This is a genomic window from Chryseobacterium limigenitum, assembly GCF_900114875.1.
GTDB classification, from domain to species: Bacteria; Bacteroidota; Bacteroidia; order Flavobacteriales; family Weeksellaceae; genus Chryseobacterium; species Chryseobacterium limigenitum.
Window position 1 is genome coordinate 1 of the sequence record NZ_FPKW01000012.1, and the last position, 18,321, is coordinate 18,321.

Sequence of the window (18,321 nt, forward strand, 5' to 3'; positions counted from 1 at the left end):
TGTTGAAATTGGCACATTGGTTTAAAGAGGTGGAAGAATCAGGATTTAAAGCTTTCTCAGTGCTCAGAAAAACCATAATGAATCATTACAATGAGATTCTCAATTATTTTGAAAGAAGAAGCACGAATGCTTCCGCCGAGTCTTTCAATGCTAAAATAAAAAACTTCAGAGTACAATTAAGAGGCGTGCGGGATAAAGCATTTTTCCTCTTCAGGTTGTCTAAACTTTTTGCCTAGTCCCCAAGTTTTAGGATTGATCCGGAAACTATCATAAAATAAAGCGCAAAAATTTACAACTCTATCTCAATGAATTCGTTTATAAGCTAAATCGAAGATATTTTGGAGACAAGGTCTTCGATAGACTCGTGATAGCGGCTATTACAGGGGTGATTAAAAACGGATATACATATAAATAATAATCTTATACTAAATACGATACTCTATGTAACGTTTAATTAGCCGAAACAATCCGGTTAATAATACAATATATCTATGTCTTTTCTTGTTTAATTTCCTAATAATTCTATTTCAATAATCTAATTTTCATTCCTTGCTTCAGTTTTTAGTGATTAATGTGATTTCTTCTTAGCAAGCTAAAACGTTTAACTATAAGAAAGTCAAAAAATCTTTCTTAAATGATATAAATTTTTACTTTAATTTTTTTACTATTCACTAAAATGTGATTATTTTTATTAATTTAAATTTATTATTTAATTAATAAATTGATTAAATGTAAAGATTATTAATTTTTGCTTCTTAAAATATCTTAAAATATTATTATGTTTATATCAAATCACAATTTATGAAAAGAACTTTATTTAAGATTGGATTGCTTTCATCCACATTAGTATGTTTCAGTATATTGAATGCTCAGCAAAATGATTCTCTCAAAACAACTAAAATTGATGAAGTTGTTGTCACTGCTTATGGTGTGAAAAAAGAAAAAAAAGCTCTTGGGTATTCTTTTCAAGATGTAAAAGGTCAAACTTTAGTTGATGCTAAAGAAAACAATGTTACCAATGCTTTGGTAGGTAAGGTAGCGGGTCTTCAAATAATAAAGGGAGGTTTTGGGCCAGGTTCATCTTCAAGAATAAATCTAAGAGGCTTTAATTCGTTTAAGGGAGATAATCAGCCACTTATTGTAGTTGATGGAGTTCCATTAAGTAATAATCTAGGATCGAAACCTAAACAAAATGATGGGAACTATAATAATGACTTTTGGAATCCTGATCTAGATATGGGGAATGGATTAAGTGATATTAATCCTGATGACATTGAGAGCGTTTCTGTTTTGAAAGGAGGAGCAGCTTCAGCATTATATGGTTCAAGAGGAGGAAATGGTGTTATTTTGATCACTACAAAGACTGGTAAAAAAAGAGGGGGAGTAGGAATTACCTATTCTACGAGCTTAGGTTTTGAAAATATTTTTATAAAACCAGATTTGCAACATAGTTTTGCTCAGGGAAGTAATGGTGTTGTGAATTCTTCATCTGATCCGAATCCCACAACTAGTTCATGGGGACCTAGTTTTGAGAGTTCAGGTATGAAAGTTCATGATAATTTAAAAAGTTTCTTTAAAACGGGTACTAATTCACAGCACACATTAAGTTTTCAGGAAAATTTGGGAGAAAATTCAAGTTTATATACTTCTGCGAATTATTTGTATAATAATAGTCAAATTCCGAATTCTAAATATGAAAGATTCAATTTTATGGCTAAAATGAATTCTAATTTTGGAGCCAATAAAAGATGGACTACAGAAATGAAAGCTCAATATATTAGCGCAAAATCTAATAACAGACCCTCTGGAGGAAGAGGTGATGGAAACTATTATCCTAATATCCTGTTAATGCCACAAAATATTGATATTAGAGATTACAGGGAGGGACAAATGCAAAATGATGTTGCTTCCCGCTGGATAACCTCTAATGGTATAAACCCATATTGGTCTGCTTATAACAGTCTTAATTCTGATAAAAAAGATCGTTTTTTATTAAATGGTTATCTTAAATACCAATTTAATAATTGGTTGAGTGCAGACATAAGGTTAGGAACAGATTTCTATTCTTTAAACTCTGATGCTAAAGTTTGGACAGGATCTTCTCGCAATAATTCCTATGCAACAAGTCAGGAGAAGTTTTATGAAAACAACTACATCGCAAGTTTAAATGCTAAAAAGGATAATATCATAGGGAAATGGGGAGGCTCACTTTCTGTGTATGGTCAAATGATGGAAACAAGAACAAAAGCATTGTATTTTTCGACACAAAAGCTAATTGTACCGAATGTTTTCAGTACAGATAATACGAGTGATCTCGCGGCGGCTGCTCTTAATGAAGTTGATTTTTGGAAGAAAATTAATTCTGTATTTGCAGCTGCTGAAATTAATTATGATGGTTATTTTTTCATTAATGCAACGGCAAGAAATGATTGGTCATCAACTTTAAGTATTGAAAATAGATCATATTTTTACCCCTCAGTTAGTACTTCCTTAGTTTTAACGGAAATGCTAAATAAATTTAACGGAACTACTTCTAAATTTATAACGTTTGCAAAACTTCGTGCTGCATATGCTATAACAGGGAATTCCTTAAATCCATATGAATTGTATAACACTTATAGTCTTGGTGCAGATCCTAATGGCCATGCAATTCTTGGGAAAAAGAAGATTCTTTATGATTCTAATCTAATGGCTGAAAAGCTTAAGACATTTGAAGTTGGAGTAGATTTAAAATTCTTCAATCGGGTATCATTGGATGTAAGTTATTTTAACAATAATGCAACAGGTCAATTAATTGATTTACCGATGAATCCTCTTTCTGGTTATGAGTTCAAAAAAATAAGTTCTGGAGGATTACATAACAGTGGAATTGAGATTGTCTTGAATGCAGATATCTTTAAAAAAGAGAATTTTAGCTGGAATGCAAATGCCAATTTTTCTAAAATGAAAAGTGTAATTGATAAAATTGACGGTAGCGTTTTAAAATATGTATTAGGAGGTTTTGATAATGTTGGAATTTTTGCTGAAGTTGGAAAACCTTATGGGGCAATTTATGGAACAAAATTTTTAAGAGTAGAAGATGTAAACAATCCTTATTACGGAAAACTTATTGTAACAAACAATGGGCTGCCACAAGCGACCTCTGAAAATTATTATTTAGGTGACCAAACTCCTAAGGCTTTGTTTGGATTTACCAATAGTTTTGTATATAAAAATATTGGTCTTTCTTTTTTAATTGATGGAAGAATAGGAGGGAAGTTTTTTTCATCAACACAAGCTGCTCTACAAAATTCAGGTCTTGCCGCAGATACAGCTCCGGGAGGAAAAAGAGATAATTTTATTCTTGATGGTGTGGTACAGAATGGGAATGGCTATACAGCAAATTCAACTGAAATTACACAACAAGATTATTGGGGAGCAGTAACTTCCGGAAATCTAGGAATTACAGAGCAAAATATCTATGATGCAACGAATATTCGTCTAAGAAATGTTCAATTAACCTATAATTTTCCTAAAAGTATTTTCCAGAAACTGGCATTACAAAGTGCTAAAGTTGCCTTTACAGCAAATAATGTATGGATGATTTACAGCAAAGCAAAAGGGATAGATCCGGAATCGGTTTTTGCCATCAACTCAAATGCTGTAGGATTTGAAAACATGGCATTTCCTACCTCTAGATCATACTTATTTACCATTACATTAGGATTTTAATACCAAACAACAATTGAAAAAATGAAAAAATATATTTTATCCTTTTTTGCATTGACAGTACTTTCTGTTTCATGTAATGATTTTGACGAAATTAATGAAAATCCATTTTCGGTTGATACTAATAAAGCAGAGCCAGAATACCTTTTAAATAATTCAATTCTCGGAGCACAACAAGATCCCAATATTGCAGAACGTGTTTTTGTTTTGTATTGGAAAACCGCAGGAAGACAGCATCTCACAACAGGGATTGCCGGAGGTAGCTATGACGACTCATGGACTTCGGAATATTGGAAGTATATTTCTGAGTGGCTGAATAATGCCAACGCTGCAATTCAGTTGGCAAACGAAAAGAAAGCACTTGGACAAGGAAAACCCTATTATGATAATGTAATCCAGGTTTCCAGAATTTGGAGAGCCTATTTAATGAGTGAATTTTCTGATAATTTTGGACCGCAACCAATTCAGGCATTTCAGGGTACCAATCCTACTTTTAATTCTGAAAAAGAAGTCTATTATTATATTTTGGATGAATTAAAAGATGCGGTTGCAAAAATGGATGTGAATCAAGGGGCTCCTTCAAATTCTAATGCCTATGATATGGTTTATGGATTCAGCTGGAGCAAATGGGTGAAGTATGCCAATTCTATGAGAATGAGAATTGCAATGAGAATTGCCGAGGTAGATCCTGCAAAGGCAAAAACAGAATTCGAAGCGGCTGCAAATTCAAATATGTTTATTGCTACAAGTGCGGATAATTTTAAAGTTGCTGAAAAGCAGGGTTGGGATCCTTTGACAGGAGTTATGTCCCGTGAATGGAATTCCCAAATTTTATCTGGAACTCTTAACAATATGTATATTGGTATGGGTGGAGTAAATTCTACGGATCAACTACCTTCGTCGCAGGCTTCTGCTGTAAAAGCAGCTAATTATCTGGGGATAAAATACGATCAGCAATTTACAACGATGACAAACGATCCAAGTGCTGGATATTGGTTGGATGGCTTACCCAATAAAATTGATCCAAGAGCCTATAAAACTTTTTATATTCCTGGTGATCTTACAAGTCCGGTTTATTCTCTTTATCCGACATACACCAATCAGGCAACAACTAATCACGGTGATCTGACATTTGCTGATAATTCTAAAATAACAGTGAATACAGTAAATACCTGGAATGCTTATACTATTGGGAACTGGGGCGTGAAAGGGCAAAGAAATGGGCTAAGAAATGTTGTAGGCTGTATGCCTGCTTTAGGAAAACAATATCGTGAAAGCACGAATTCCCGAATATTCTTTGCAAGCTGGGAAAGTTATTTTCTTATTGCTGAAGCGGCTTTAAAAGGGTGGTCTGTTCCAATGAACGATGAAGCAGCTTATAACAAAGGTATCCAAGATAGCTTTACTTATAATGGAGTTTCTCAGTTTTACAGTCAATATATTACATCTACAGATTATAATAGGGATGGAACTTCAGCTTCATATTCTCATACTATAGAGCCGGGTACAACACATATGATGCAGTATAAAGATCCTACAACAAATAATTTGGTTTCTGTAGCAATAAATTATCCGGTAAATACAATTTATAAAAACGGAGCATTTAAAAACGATAAATTAACGAAAATTATAACCCAAAAATATCTTGCTAATGTACCATGGCTTCCTCTGGAATCTTGGAATGATCATAGAAGATTAGGATTACCTTTCTTCGAAAATCCTGCGGTAGAAACTCCTTTGGTAAATTTACCAAATCTTAATTCTGGAAACTATATGATAAATTCAATTAAGAATTTCCCGCAAAGACTAAGATATCCAAGTACCTTCAGAAATACCGATCAGACGGGTTACGATAAAGCCGTTCAGCTTCTAGGTGGAGAAGATGCTGTTCTTACTCCCTTGTGGTGGGCAAAACATTAAGAAAACCTACTAGTTTATTTTTTTATACATCCCTTTTCGATTTTTTTCGAAGGGGGATGTTTTATTTTAAACATAATATTAAAGAGCACTGATTGTAAAAACAACCCTGCTGTTATACGTAGTTGCAGGAATGGTAACAGATACACCGCTCAATTGCAGCTGTATTGGTATATTGCTGTATGATCCAAGTGCTAAAACTGCAGCAATTCTGAACAATTCAACATCGGTGAGTGTAAGGGTTTGATAATTTGTACCCCCGGTAATAGTGCATAGAACACAAACTGTTGTTCCGTTTCCTGTTCTTCTGGCAGATAATACCAATGAATTATGCCATGTAGGATTAGCTTGATAATGTACAGAAACTTTTGCACTACCTAAAAGTAAAGGAACACTTGCAGCTAACAGCACTTGATTGGCTGCACTTTGATAGGTTCCGCTATAATTAGTTCCAGCTTCAGTAATTGTTGTAATAGGAACAGCCCAACTTGTACCGGTGACTGTTAAAGTCTGAGCTTTATGACACTGGCTGAATAACAAAAGAATAACAATATATAAATATTTTGTCAGAGGAGATTTTTCGAAAAAAGGACTGTTAGACTTCATTATAATTAATTTTACTCAGTGATGGTATAGGTGATGACGACTGGGGTATTGGTACGAGCTAATAAGTTGGCATATGTATTAGGAACAACACTGATGGTGAGTTGATGACCATTATTTGCTCCGTTTCCTGTAAATGCTCCGCCAATTCCACTGATGATGGTGACTGGCGTTGTAGTAAGGGTCACTTGCCCGGAAGAAGTTCCCATAGTACCGCCACCGACTCCTGAAGCAGTTCCTGCCTGTAATCTTATACTGACACCCGGAATAACTTGATTGACAGATGCCGTAACTCTTCTTGTAAGGCCTGCGGGAGCAATTGCAGAAGTATAATTGATCCATTTCGAGGTATTAACAGACGGATTTACTATCGTTAATCCTGCTTCTGTGGGAGCTGCAAAATTTAATGTAAAATTTCCTGTTGGTTCTATATCCAATAAAGTAACGACAGGTAATGCTACAGAAACAGCGCTATTTCCGGTAGTTTGTGAAAATAGTACACAGGATATAGTTAAACAATAGATTATTAATATGTTGATGAAGAATCTCATTTTTTCTTTTTTATTTCATTGTAACCAACTTTTATAGATTCTTGTTGATATTTTACTTCTGTTTGCTGTTTTACTATATTAATGACAAGATCTTTTGTTTCCGAAGGATTTAAGGTAAAACTAAAAGTATCCATTGGGATTTTGTAGCGCTTATCTAAACCATTTCTGTATATTTTTACATTCCAAGTGCCGGGACGCAGATAAGTAAAATCAAAATTTTCTCCTAGAAAGCCTACTTTTCGATAAATCTGCTCACCATTAGAAGCTTCAATAATAATACTCTCTTTTTTCTTTTTTTCTTTATTAAATTGAAATTGAGTAAAACTTAACTGATTTTTTTCCTCAGATTCATTAAACTGAATACGACCTTGAATATTTGCCGCTGTCGTTAAATTAAAATTAAAAATATTCTCTTTATTGGTTAATAAGACTTGAGTGGGTAAGGTTATATCAGCAATATCATTAACTTCTGTTGTTGAACGATCGATTTCTAGTAGATAATCTCCAGGAGTTACATTTTTAAAAATATAGTTTCCATTTTTGTCCGTTACAGAAAGATGGCTGCCCATCATAAGTCTTATCCCGTCAATTTTTTTTGTTCCAAGGTTACCAATGTTCCCTGATAAAGTAGTGTATTCTGCAATTTTTTGTACAGGAGCATCAAAACGCCACGTATAACGCAGTGAAAATATAAAGTCTTTATTTCCTATTTGTCCACGTTGTAAAGCATATCTACCGGAAACATCAAACTCATGACCTTTAAAGAGCTTCTGATGAAAAATGATTTCAAACAAATTTCGATCATTATAATATTCTTCTGGAAGGTAATTGTTTTGATAGAAAATACTTAAAGAGGTATCGTCTGAAAATCTGCTTAGAATTCGGGCTCCATAATATATTTGTTTTTCATTTTGCATTTGATATCGGGATGTTATGGCATAACTTCCAAATACATTAAAAGAGGTTTTAAATTTTTCAAAAGCTAAATTGAGGGTGTAAAAACTTGATTTTCCTGTAAATTCCGACAAATAATTATCCGTTTTACCGAATTGAGATTGCGCATTGATCTGGAAAATACCAATCTGCTGATCGACACTTACTCTGACAAATCTTTCATAATAATCAAATTGTCTGGGCTCCAAACGATCCTGGTATTTCTGATATCCATTATAAATCATCAAAGATCCTTTTTTTGAATATTTATAATTGATTCCATACTGAAGATAATTTCTATACGGAGCTGCTAAAAATAAAGTATCTCTTTTAAAATTTTTTGCATCCTGTATATAATTGGCGAATAGATTGAGCCTTTTTGAAATTTTATATTGAAGATTTCCATTAATGGTACTGGTATTTGTAAAGTAACCAGCAAATTGCGGACTTGACCTCATATACATTATATTTCCGTTGAATTTTTCAAAACTTCCCAAAACCTGCATCATGTAAGCACTTCCTTCCGTTCGGTCAGTTTTACTGTAAGCCAATTCACCAGAAACGTCAATGTTTTTATTAAGTTTAAATTTTCCTGTTGCGTAGGGAAGATGAGCATTAGAATCTAACTTCAATCCATTAAGATTAAACCCTACATCCTCAGTTCTTGGTATTTTATATAAATAACCTGCTGTAATCTCGGATTCTTTATTAAGTTTAAAGGTTGAATAGACATTAAATTCATCTTTTACATCCCGGAAAAATCTCGGATGATTATAAAAACTTCCTATACTGAATTTTTTGAAGTTATACCGAAATTCAGCACCTCGTCCGTACCTTGCAAATTCGGTAAGATAGGAGGAAGTATACGTTTTATCACCTAAATGAACGAAAAAATTATCTCTTTTATAATTGATAAAATACTCTTCATATTGAGTAAAAGAATTAAATTCTACAGGATTTTTTGTTACCGCATGAAATTCAATTTGTCCTTTATTATCTTTATCAAGGCTTCCTTTACCATAAATTTCTCCTTGAAAACCGTCATGATAAACTCCTCTGTTTTCCATTCCAATGAAAGATAAAGATGCTGAAATCGGTAAGCGATGGTAAATATCGTCGTCAGTAGGTTTAATAGAAATAATTTTGGTAGTCGTATAAACTGTTTGAATTTCTTGTGGGTTATCAACAGAAGAAACTGAAAGATTTAAATTGAAATATTCATTTTTTCCTAAATCGGAACTTGTACTTTTGCTGACGGTAACTATTTTTGTCTCTCCGGGTTGTAGAAGTAGATGAGAACCATTATCAACAATCGCATTTTTACTTTCGAGTAAAAGATTTTCGGTGATATTTCCACTGTTTTTTAATAGAAAAGAAGAATTGATGGTTTCTCCGGCTTTTACAAATTCAGGAGAGTTGATCGCTGTGACGGATAGCTTTTTGTTTCCCGAAACTGTTACTTGTAAAGATTTAATGACAGGATCGCCATTATTTTTCTCTTTTCCATATAATGTTACCGTATAATTTCCTTGTGGGCATTCTGCAGCAACTCTTAAAGGAACAATATAAACAGAACTTTGACCTGCCAAAACCGGGTATTCACTTTTCTTAATAATAGGGACAATATACTGACCGGAAGTTTCTACACGGAAATCATAGACCTTATTTCCTGAAGTTATATTTTCTATGGTAAAGGAAACAGAAGTAGCCGTTCCCGGCAGTAGACTATCTTTTTTGCTGACAAATTCTTTAGGTTGTTGCTGAGAAAAAATATGTACTGGGAATAATAATAGAATGATAAAATAAAGTGTCCGGTTTTTAATCATTTTTTACTTCTAGTTCCACATTCAGCGCGAATGCATTTTCGTCTTCATCGGTTGCTATGATGACGGCATTGTATTGATCAGGTGGTATTTTGTCGAGATCAATATGATATGATTTGGATGTTGTTGGCAATAGCCCCATTGCCTGACTAGAAAAAGCACCCATCTTTTGTCCGGTTTTACGATTGTATATTTCAATCGATGCTGTAGGTTTACAATAAATATCTCCTTTATTGGCTATTGCAATTTTTACAACTTGCCTGCCTTCTTCTTTTTCAATTTTTACACTTTCAAATTTTAGATCAGGTTTTACTTTTTCAGAATCATAATCTGTAATTACCTGAATGGCATACCGGATGATAGAAGTTATATTCACTCCTTGTTTACTGTCGCTGGGTTTTATATCCTCTACAGGCTCAACAATAAATACACTCCAATAGCTTCCTGCTTTGGAAAGTTGCTTCGGAACTGTGATTTCATAATATATCTCAGTTTTTTCTTTGCCTTTCAGAGTGATAAAATTGGTATTAAGTTTAATCCAATCTGTATTTGTTCTTTCATTGGTATGCGGATTGGTATAGCTGATCGTTCCATCTGCCTGATACATAAAATCCTGTAAAAATATTTTTACATTTTGCGGTTTGTTATCTGTATTTTCTATGGCAATTTTTCCTTTATAAACTTGTCCGTTTTCTACTTTATAGTTGTGGGTAAGGCCATTTAAAATGACAATGCTTGCCTGTAAAAATGTAAAAGGAATGAGTAGATAAACAAAAAAGAAGATGCGCTTTATCATTTTAAATGTAAAGTTTTATGGTTAAAAGAAGGCAAAAGAAAGCTAAGAAGAAACCGATTTATCAATTTCTTCTTACTTATAATGTGATGTTTTCAGGCTTAATTGTCTGAAATCGTGTATGTAACAGTAGCAACGGTTGTCGCGGCTGCCTGTAAATCTGCATAAGCTGCAATTCCGCCAGGTCCGCTACCTGCGGCTAGAGCATAAGTAAGATTATGACCATTGTTAGCTCCATTTCCGGTGTAAGCACTTCCTATTCCTGAAACGATAGTCTGATCTACAGCACTTAAGGTTAGTTGCGCTGATGGAGTGCCCAACGTTCCGGCTCCTGCACCTGTAGCAGCAGCGGCTGTAACATGAATATCTATTCCCGGAATGACTGCATTTAATTTTACAGAGACATTACGGGTAGGATCAGCAACAGATTTGATCGAAGAATAGTTCAGCCAAAGTGTAGTATCGTTTGCATTTGGAGTAATAGGTAATCCGGCTTCAGTAGGTGCTGTAAAACCCAATGTAATGTTTTTTGTGGCTGCCGGCTCAATATCTACCAGAGCAACTTCCGGAATACTAACAGTAATCGTATGATTGTCTGTGTTGGTGTCTTGTGCATTTAAATTAGCAGACATGGCAAATGCAACTAAAGACATTGCAATTGAAAATTTAATTTTTTTCATGGGATAAAAAGTTTGTAAAGTGAAGTTAAGAAAATTCAATAAAGTATGAAATATTTTTATGATATTTTTTATATGTTTATTTATTTACTATAAATATTCTGTTATTAATTTTTATTGTTGAATTTTTCGGTGATTTGTTAAATAATCTGTATTTAAAGTATGATTGTAATCAACCAACAAAAAAGTCTTACACAAAATTTGTATAAGACTTTATTATATTAATTGTTGCTTTTAATTATGCCCAATGCGGATCAGAAATAGAGGTTTTTCCTGTTTCAATTCTTCCTGCAAAATGCCAGGTATTATTCCCGGAATTTATCTTCAGATCATACCAGCCTTTGGTTTTATTTAAGCTGATACTTATTTTCTCCTGTTCCATAGCAACTGAAGTTTTCGTTGTCTTTTCATAAAGATCTTCCAAATCAAAACTGATACTATTGCTTTCTTTTTTATTCTTTTTAATCACTAATTCAACCTCATTTTTAGTGGGATTATTGATCAACGAAATTTCTAGTTTAGGATCGTTTTCTCCTTTAAATCGTCTGTAGAAACCATTTGGGCCAAAAACTTCATGATCATATTTTCCTTCATTTATAGAATGCAACAATTCTTTTTTTGAATATAAAGCATAAGAAAAATGGAAGTTATCATGATCAAACTGTGTTCTGTCATAGATCAACAAAGGAACTGCTGCTTCTTTTAAATTGGTCATTTTAATTTTTCCTCTTTCTAAATTTACATGATAATCATATGGAAGTGGATTGGATGGCTTTGTTCCTTTTTCCTGAATATCCAGTAAATTATCATTCAACTCGTTTTCAGAATACCATTTTAAATTCGGGACAGGTTTGTTTTTTGCTGCATTGATGGTCTTTGTGTAATCTTTTTGATTTAAATAATCCATCTGCGGAGCTTTCACATTAGACGAATTAAAAGCGGAAGTCAGATCTCCGCAAATCGCTCTTCTCCAATCGCTGATATTATCTATAGTAACATCTTTTTTATATTTTTTCTGAATGAATTTCTCCAAAAACTGTAACACAGAAGTATGATCCGAAACTTCAGAATTTACAAAGCCACCTTTCGTCCAGGGAGATGCAATGATCATCGGAACTCTGTATCCTAAACCAACCGTCCCTTCAATTCTCTCATGATCTTTCAGCTTTTGGGTCAACATATATTCCTGATTTTTGCTGACATATTCTGCGCCTTCTTTTCCATTCATATCAACAGGTTGACTTGGATTCATTGGCGGTGCAAAAGGTAAAACATGATCAAAATAACCGTCATTTTCATCATAATTAATAATGAAAATTGTTTTTTTCCAGGTTTCAGGATCTTTGGTTAAAATATTTAAAACCTCAGAAATATACCACGCTCCGTACCAAGGCGAACCGGGATGATCAGAAAAATGCTCGGGAGCAACCAACCATGAAACTAACGGCAATTTTTTCTCCTCAACATCTTTTCGGAACTGGAATAATACGTCACTTTTCGGAACTACCAATTTTTCTCCATTTTCATCCGTGCCTATTTCCAAATCCCAATATTCGGGATCATTTGAGTTGATAGTGAATGCTTTTTCGTGAAGATTTTTTTCTGTTTGAGAAAGGTTGGCAAAATTTTCAGGTTTATATTTTTCAAGATCTTCATTAAGTTCGGTAATCATTCCTTCAAATCTTTCTTTTTGACTTGGATTTTTCTCAATTTCCTTTTTTAAATAAGAAATAATATTCGGAATGTTTTTATAATATCCTTTTGAAAATTTCACATTGAATTTGGAAAACCATTCAATCGGATTATCCGTAAAATTGCTCAACCAAGCTTCCTGTTCACCCGACATTCCTTTTGGAAGACTTATTTCGTTCTGATAGATTTTCCATGAAATATTATTTTCCTCTAAAATTTCAGGAAAGCTTTTCCAGCGAGCTTGTTTAGCTTTTTCGTAATCAATATTTTCATTAAAAACATTAGCTTTTGCTTTACCATTTTGTTGTTCTCTTATTGTTCCAGACCAATGGAAAAGTCGGTTTGGCGTTGTTCCTGTCAATGATGAACAGAAATATTGATCGAAAATCGTAAATGCATCCGCCAGTTGATAATAAAACGGGAGATCTTCACGGTTATAATATCCAAGTGTCAACGGAATTTCTTTGTAATCTTTATTACCAGATGATTTTGCCTGAAGCCATTGATCGTATTTTCCTTTATTTAATGCTTTTTGCTGATTGTCCCAAGAGTGCGGAAGGGAGCTCATCCAGGTAGATTTTGTATTTCTTAGATCTAAACGTGCTGGCGAAGCATATTTTCCTGCATCATTTTTTTGAAAGAATGCTGAATGCCCATCAGGTTTGATGAAAGTTCTTTTGTCTAAAAAACCTCTCACGCCTTTTAAAGCTCCGAAAGCATGATCAAAAGATCTGTTTTCCTGCATTAAAATAACAACATGTTCTGCGTCATAAAAAGTAGACAGAGCAGCGGGTTCAATTGTTAATGCTTTTAAAATGGCAGGATGCAAAACACTTGAAGTTCCCAATCCTGCTAATAAAAGGCTCGATTTTTCTAAAAATTCTCTTCTGTTCATAATTTGAATAAATAAGAAAGAAACCACAAGATAATAGATTTTCCTGTGATTTCTTTTTTGATATTAAAAAATAGTTAGATTTTTACTGTAACCACCAAGGTTTAGAGTTGATGTTGTCATTTCCTCCATATTGTGATGTTAATGCTGCCTTCAGATTGGTACTGTTATAATTGTATTCAGATTGTGGATATCTGAATCTGAAAGGTGCTGAAACTCCAGTTTGTAAAGGATAATTTGGAAAGCCTGTTCTCAGATAATCGTAATAAGACGTCCATTGTGATTGATGAAACATTGTCATATATTTCTGGGTCATAATCTTTTCCAACTGAGTCTGTAGCGGAGCAGTATCGTTGTAAACAACTAAAGAAGTCGTTACATATTGATTCACATCAAAACCTGCAAAATACTGATTCGGATTTTTTACATAGGTCTGATAAAATGTAAAGCTCGCTTTAATTGCATTGTCATAATGCGTTTTAGCTGATCCCGAAATCCATCCTCTGGCTGTAGCTTCTGCTAAAATAAATTCTAATTCTGAATAACTTAATACCGCTGAAGGCTCATTCGTAGCATCTTTATAGAATCTGTCATTTACTTTAGAAATGTTTTTGGCTGTAACCAAAGCCGCATTATCAGAATAAGGTGAGGTTGGGTTCCCCCCGTTGTATGCTGTAAAATCGGTGATTGCTTTTCCTGCTTCTTTTGCTCCTGTAGTCTGTGCTGCAAAAGTAAACAAACGCGGATCTTGTCTGGTTTTGAACATGTTGATAAAATAATCTGCCATATACAAACTCGAACCATAGCCACTGTTATTGAACATTGTGTATCTGCTGTCTGCAGCATCTGCAAATTTCAATTCTCCATTGTCAGAAATTGAAGTCATCACAGGTTGGCTTCCTGCGATGGAAGCAAATTCCGTTGCAATATTATAAGTTCCTAATGTCGTTTTTTTAGACATCGTAATTAAGATTTTCAAACGGAAAGAATTGATCAGCTTTTTCCATTTGGTAGCGTCGCCGTTGTAGATGATGTCACCTTCAATTTTATCATTGGAATTAATGAGATCGTTGGCTTCTTTTAATTCAGATAAAATTCCTGCCATCACCGTTTCCTGAGTATCATATTTTGGCTGCGTAATGCCGGATTCTCCTTTCAAAGCCTCAGAATAAGGGATGCTGCCGAATTTTAAACTTAAATTAAAGAAATAATACGCTCTGTAAAATTTACCGATCGCCTGATAATTTTTATTGTTGATCTTTTCGGCTTCCTGCATCATTTTTGCGGTATTCAAAAGTCCTGAAGAGTAAACATCGAACGAAGCATCGTTCCATTTCATGTATTGATAGGTGTTTTCTCCGTCCGTCCCGATCATCATTCTTGAAGCGTACATATTGTCGCCGTTCACCTGAAAAGCAGATTTCGAAACGTATGTTAAAAGAAATTTAGGGTCAATACTTGCCTGATCATTCGGGTTTTCGTTGATCGTGTCAAGATTGGTTTCGCAAGATGTCATTGCAAATAATCCTACGATAAATAATGATTTTATAATATTTTTCATGTTGATTGAAATGCTTTTTTAATTAAAATTTAAGATTAAATCCTACTCCGAACCATCTGCTTGACGGATCCTGAATATCATTACCTGTTTTGATCTGGAAATCGGGATCGGAGTATAAATTTTTAGATTTTTTCCACATCGCAAGGTTGTAGGCAGAAATATTGGCTGTGAAACCTTTTACCATGCCTTTTGGATTAAGAAGATATGAGAAGTCATATTCCAGAACAACCGATCTCAATTTCACAAAGGTTCTGTCGAAAACATTGGCAAATAATTCACTTTCATCTTCTGTTACTCTGGCCTGATATGGATAATTCTGTGCCCAATCCTGGAAGCTGATGGCTTTGGTGTGCGGAGTATAAGTTCCCGTTGCAGCATTATAATTTACCCCATCCGGCACAAAATAATAAGTTCCCGGATTCGCATATTCCTGATCTCTGTAAGCTGTAGAGTTCGGATGTTTTCCGCCCCACCACATTTTTTCTACTACCTGAGATCTCATAACACCGCCGATGCTTCCATCGATCCCGATGTTTAAAGTAAATTTTTTGTATTTGAATGTATTGTTGAAACCAAACGTCCAATCCGGATTGAAATGTCCTAAGTTGGTCGGGGTTGTAGCTCTTGTCGGCATACCCGTTTCTGCATTTAAAATAACTTTCCCGTCCGGAGATTTTTGCCAGGTTATATCATAATAACTGTCCATTCTTTCTCCAAGTTTGATGTTGTTGTAATTTGGCATGTCTCCATAAATGGAAGTTAGTTTTTGCTCGTATTTACTCCAGTTGATCAAAGATTTCCAAGTGAAATTGGCAGTTTTAATCGGAACTAATCCTAATGAAATTTCAACACCTTTTGTAGTATATTCATTTCCGTTGACGTATTGCGAAGTGAAACCTGACGACTGCGCGCTCGGAAACTGAAGGATATTGTTATAATCTAACGTTCTGAAATAGGTTGCGTCTAGCGTAATTCTATTATTAAATAAACCTGCGCTTAAGCCTAATTCATAAGATTTTGTCTGTTCAGGTTTTAAAGAGTTTTCGTAGTTCAGGGTTGTCGGATAATAATAAGTCGGATTTCCGTTATAGGTCACTCCACTGTTGTTCAAATAATAATTTCGAATCGAATAAGGCTGAAAATCATACGCTACTTTTGCCCATGAAGCGGATAATTTTAATAAATTGATAGATTCCGGCATTTTAACCAGATTCGAGATCACTGCGCTTAATGAAGCAGACGGATAGAAGTATGATCTGTTAGCTTTCGGTAGAGTGGAAGACCAGTCATTACGCCCTGAAACGTTGATGAAAAAAGCATTATACAAACCGACATCTATCGTAGAATAGACACTGTAAATTAATTTTTCCTTTAAATAATCGTAATATTTTACAGAACCTATAGAGTTGTCTAACGTATATTGTTCAGGAACTTTCAAACCGTCTGTTGAAGCATTGTCAACATCATTTTTATAATAAAAAGTAGAACCTCCGGCATTGATCGTGAAATCAAAATTCTCTGAAATTTTCTTTTTATAAGTTGCTAAAACATCAGAGTTGAGATTCCAGGTTTTCGTATCGTTCAAAATATAACCACCACTTCTCGGTGCGCTGTAATTGAAATAAGAATAAGGACTTAAAATTTCCTGCTTATTATGGTTCTCAACAAGAGATATTTTCCCTTTTACGGAGAAATCTTGTGTGGCTTTATACTCTAAACCGGTCTGCGCATTGATAATGTCAGTTCTGTTTTTATTTTTATAATATTCAGCTCCGAACCAAGGATTGTTGTACCAAGCGTAGTTCCAATTTGCCTGGGCTGTTCCCTCTTTTCCGGGGATCCACATGTGGTTTTTAAGATCTCTCCCGTCTACATCGCCACCCATCCAGATCAGGATTGTGTACATGTGACCACTCGGATTATAGTCGTAATTTGGAATATTTGGAGTGAATGTTTGATTAAAATTAAACTTCGTATCAAAGATCAATTTATCTCCCAAATGATTTTCTGAAGAGAAATTAATACCATAACGTTGTAGATAAGCTTCCGGAACTCGGTCGTCATAATTCATGAAATTCCCGGAAAGTCTGTACGTATCTTTATTATTTTTATAGCTTACCGAAAAACTGTTATTATTGATAACCGCAGGTTTTAAAAAAGTAGAGAGATTGTCGTGATATTCCCAATCGATAGGAACTCTTTCATATCTTGATTTATCGTTGTACTGAGTTCCCGTCACGGCTCCATACCACGGAATAGTCTGTCCGGTTATTTTATCTCTGATCGGGCTGTTCCATTGGGTAATTTTAGTTCCGGGAACGAATTTTGGACCCCAGATCATATCTCCGTCATTCACCCCGCCGTCAGCGCCGTCCCAGAATTCATATTGTCCGTGAGAACCATTTCCGTATTCTGTCTGAGTTTTTGGAAGATTCGTAAATCCGCCTGTAACCATTGTATTTTGAGAAAACTCAACAGTGAAGCCTTTCTTTTTAGCACTTTTTGTTGTGATTAAAACCGCCCCGTATCTTCCTCGCGAACCGTATAATGCAGAAGCAGGAGCGCCTTTCAGAACATTGATATTTTCAATATTATTGGGATCTAAATTCTGAAAAACTCCTTTTTCAACAATTACTCCATCAATAACAAAAACTAAATTGGAATTTCCTCTTAACGTAAATTCCGGAGCCTGCTGCATTCCTGTTGGGTTCGAAACATTCAATCCGGCAACCTGCCCTGAAAACAGATTTCCAATGCTTGGTGTTGTAATAGATTCAAATTGTTTTGTCCCGACTTCCTGAGTGGAATAACCAATTTTTTCTTTCTTTTTCGCAATACCCAGAGCGGTAATTACAACGCCTTCAATTTGTTTTTCACTTACCTTTTTTAAGACAACAGAATAATTTCTTTTAGAAGAAACCTCAATGGAGTAACTTGAAAATTCCGGAGAATAAAATTCAAGAATATCTTTTGGGTTGGCTGTGATGGTAAAATTACCGTTTTGGTCTGTTATTACAGATTTTCCAGAATTCTTGTCGGTGATATTTACACCTGAAATTGTAGAACCATTCTCGGATTTTACATTTCCGGAAATGTTGATCTCTTGGGCAGTTAAATAAAGGGGGAGTAAAAAAATCGCAAAAGTAGCTAAAGTCTTCTTCATTTTTTTTG

The 18,321-nt window shown here is 34.5% G+C and carries 11 protein-coding genes; 3 read left to right on the forward strand and 8 right to left on the reverse strand.

Features of this window, described 5'->3' with window-relative positions:
• The 3 genes from BT156_RS14210 to BT156_RS14220 all read left to right on the forward strand — a co-directional run.
• Nucleotides 1–236 (forward strand): transposase (locus BT156_RS14210; protein ID WP_228430145.1); only part of this gene is annotated, 236 nt, incomplete at its 5' end.
• A 565-nt stretch (nucleotides 237–801) separates the two neighbouring features.
• Complete coding sequence (locus tag BT156_RS14215) at nucleotides 802–3,711, forward strand: SusC/RagA family TonB-linked outer membrane protein (RefSeq protein WP_072410996.1); 2,910 nt, start codon at nucleotides 802–804, stop codon at nucleotides 3,709–3,711.
• 21 nt (nucleotides 3,712–3,732) lie between these two features.
• Nucleotides 3,733–5,628 carry a SusD/RagB family nutrient-binding outer membrane lipoprotein gene (locus BT156_RS14220; RefSeq protein WP_072410997.1) on the forward strand — a complete coding sequence of 632 codons (1,896 nt, stop codon included), beginning with the start codon at nucleotides 3,733–3,735 and terminating at the stop codon, nucleotides 5,626–5,628.
• A gap of 78 nt (nucleotides 5,629–5,706) precedes the next feature.
• Here the strand turns inward: BT156_RS14220 and BT156_RS14225 are convergent, their stop codons facing one another.
• From BT156_RS14225 to BT156_RS14260, 8 genes are all read right to left on the reverse strand, one after another.
• Nucleotides 5,707–6,231 (reverse strand): hypothetical protein, encoded by a 525-nt coding sequence (locus tag BT156_RS14225; protein WP_083582356.1) that lies wholly within the window; start codon nucleotides 6,229–6,231, stop codon nucleotides 5,707–5,709.
• Between the two features lie 11 nt (nucleotides 6,232–6,242).
• On the reverse strand, nucleotides 6,243–6,779 hold the full coding sequence (locus BT156_RS14230) for a hypothetical protein (protein WP_072410999.1): 537 nt from the start codon (nucleotides 6,777–6,779) through the stop codon (nucleotides 6,243–6,245).
• On the reverse strand, nucleotides 6,776–9,538 hold the full coding sequence (locus tag BT156_RS14235) for a COG1470 family protein (protein WP_072411001.1): 2,763 nt from the start codon (nucleotides 9,536–9,538) through the stop codon (nucleotides 6,776–6,778). The genes BT156_RS14230 and BT156_RS14235 overlap by 4 nt, the downstream gene beginning before the upstream one ends.
• Complete coding sequence (locus tag BT156_RS14240) at nucleotides 9,531–10,331, reverse strand: WxL protein host-binding domain-containing protein (protein ID WP_072411003.1); 801 nt, start codon at nucleotides 10,329–10,331, stop codon at nucleotides 9,531–9,533. The genes BT156_RS14235 and BT156_RS14240 overlap by 8 nt, the downstream gene beginning before the upstream one ends.
• Nucleotides 10,332–10,429: 98 nt before the next feature.
• Nucleotides 10,430–11,008: a hypothetical protein gene (locus BT156_RS14245; RefSeq protein WP_072411005.1), complete on the reverse strand. Its 579-nt coding sequence runs from the start codon at nucleotides 11,006–11,008 to the stop codon at nucleotides 10,430–10,432.
• A gap of 235 nt (nucleotides 11,009–11,243) precedes the next feature.
• On the reverse strand, nucleotides 11,244–13,592 hold the full coding sequence (locus BT156_RS14250) for a phosphocholine-specific phospholipase C (RefSeq protein ID WP_072411007.1): 2,349 nt from the start codon (nucleotides 13,590–13,592) through the stop codon (nucleotides 11,244–11,246).
• Between the two features lie 82 nt (nucleotides 13,593–13,674).
• Entirely contained in the window at nucleotides 13,675–15,150 is a 1,476-nt protein-coding gene (locus BT156_RS14255; protein ID WP_072411009.1) for a SusD/RagB family nutrient-binding outer membrane lipoprotein, read from the reverse strand.
• 22 nt (nucleotides 15,151–15,172) lie between these two features.
• Nucleotides 15,173–18,313, reverse strand: a complete 3,141-nt coding sequence (locus tag BT156_RS14260; protein WP_072411011.1) for a SusC/RagA family TonB-linked outer membrane protein — start codon at nucleotides 18,311–18,313, stop codon at nucleotides 15,173–15,175.
• Nucleotides 18,314–18,321 lie beyond the last annotated feature (8 nt).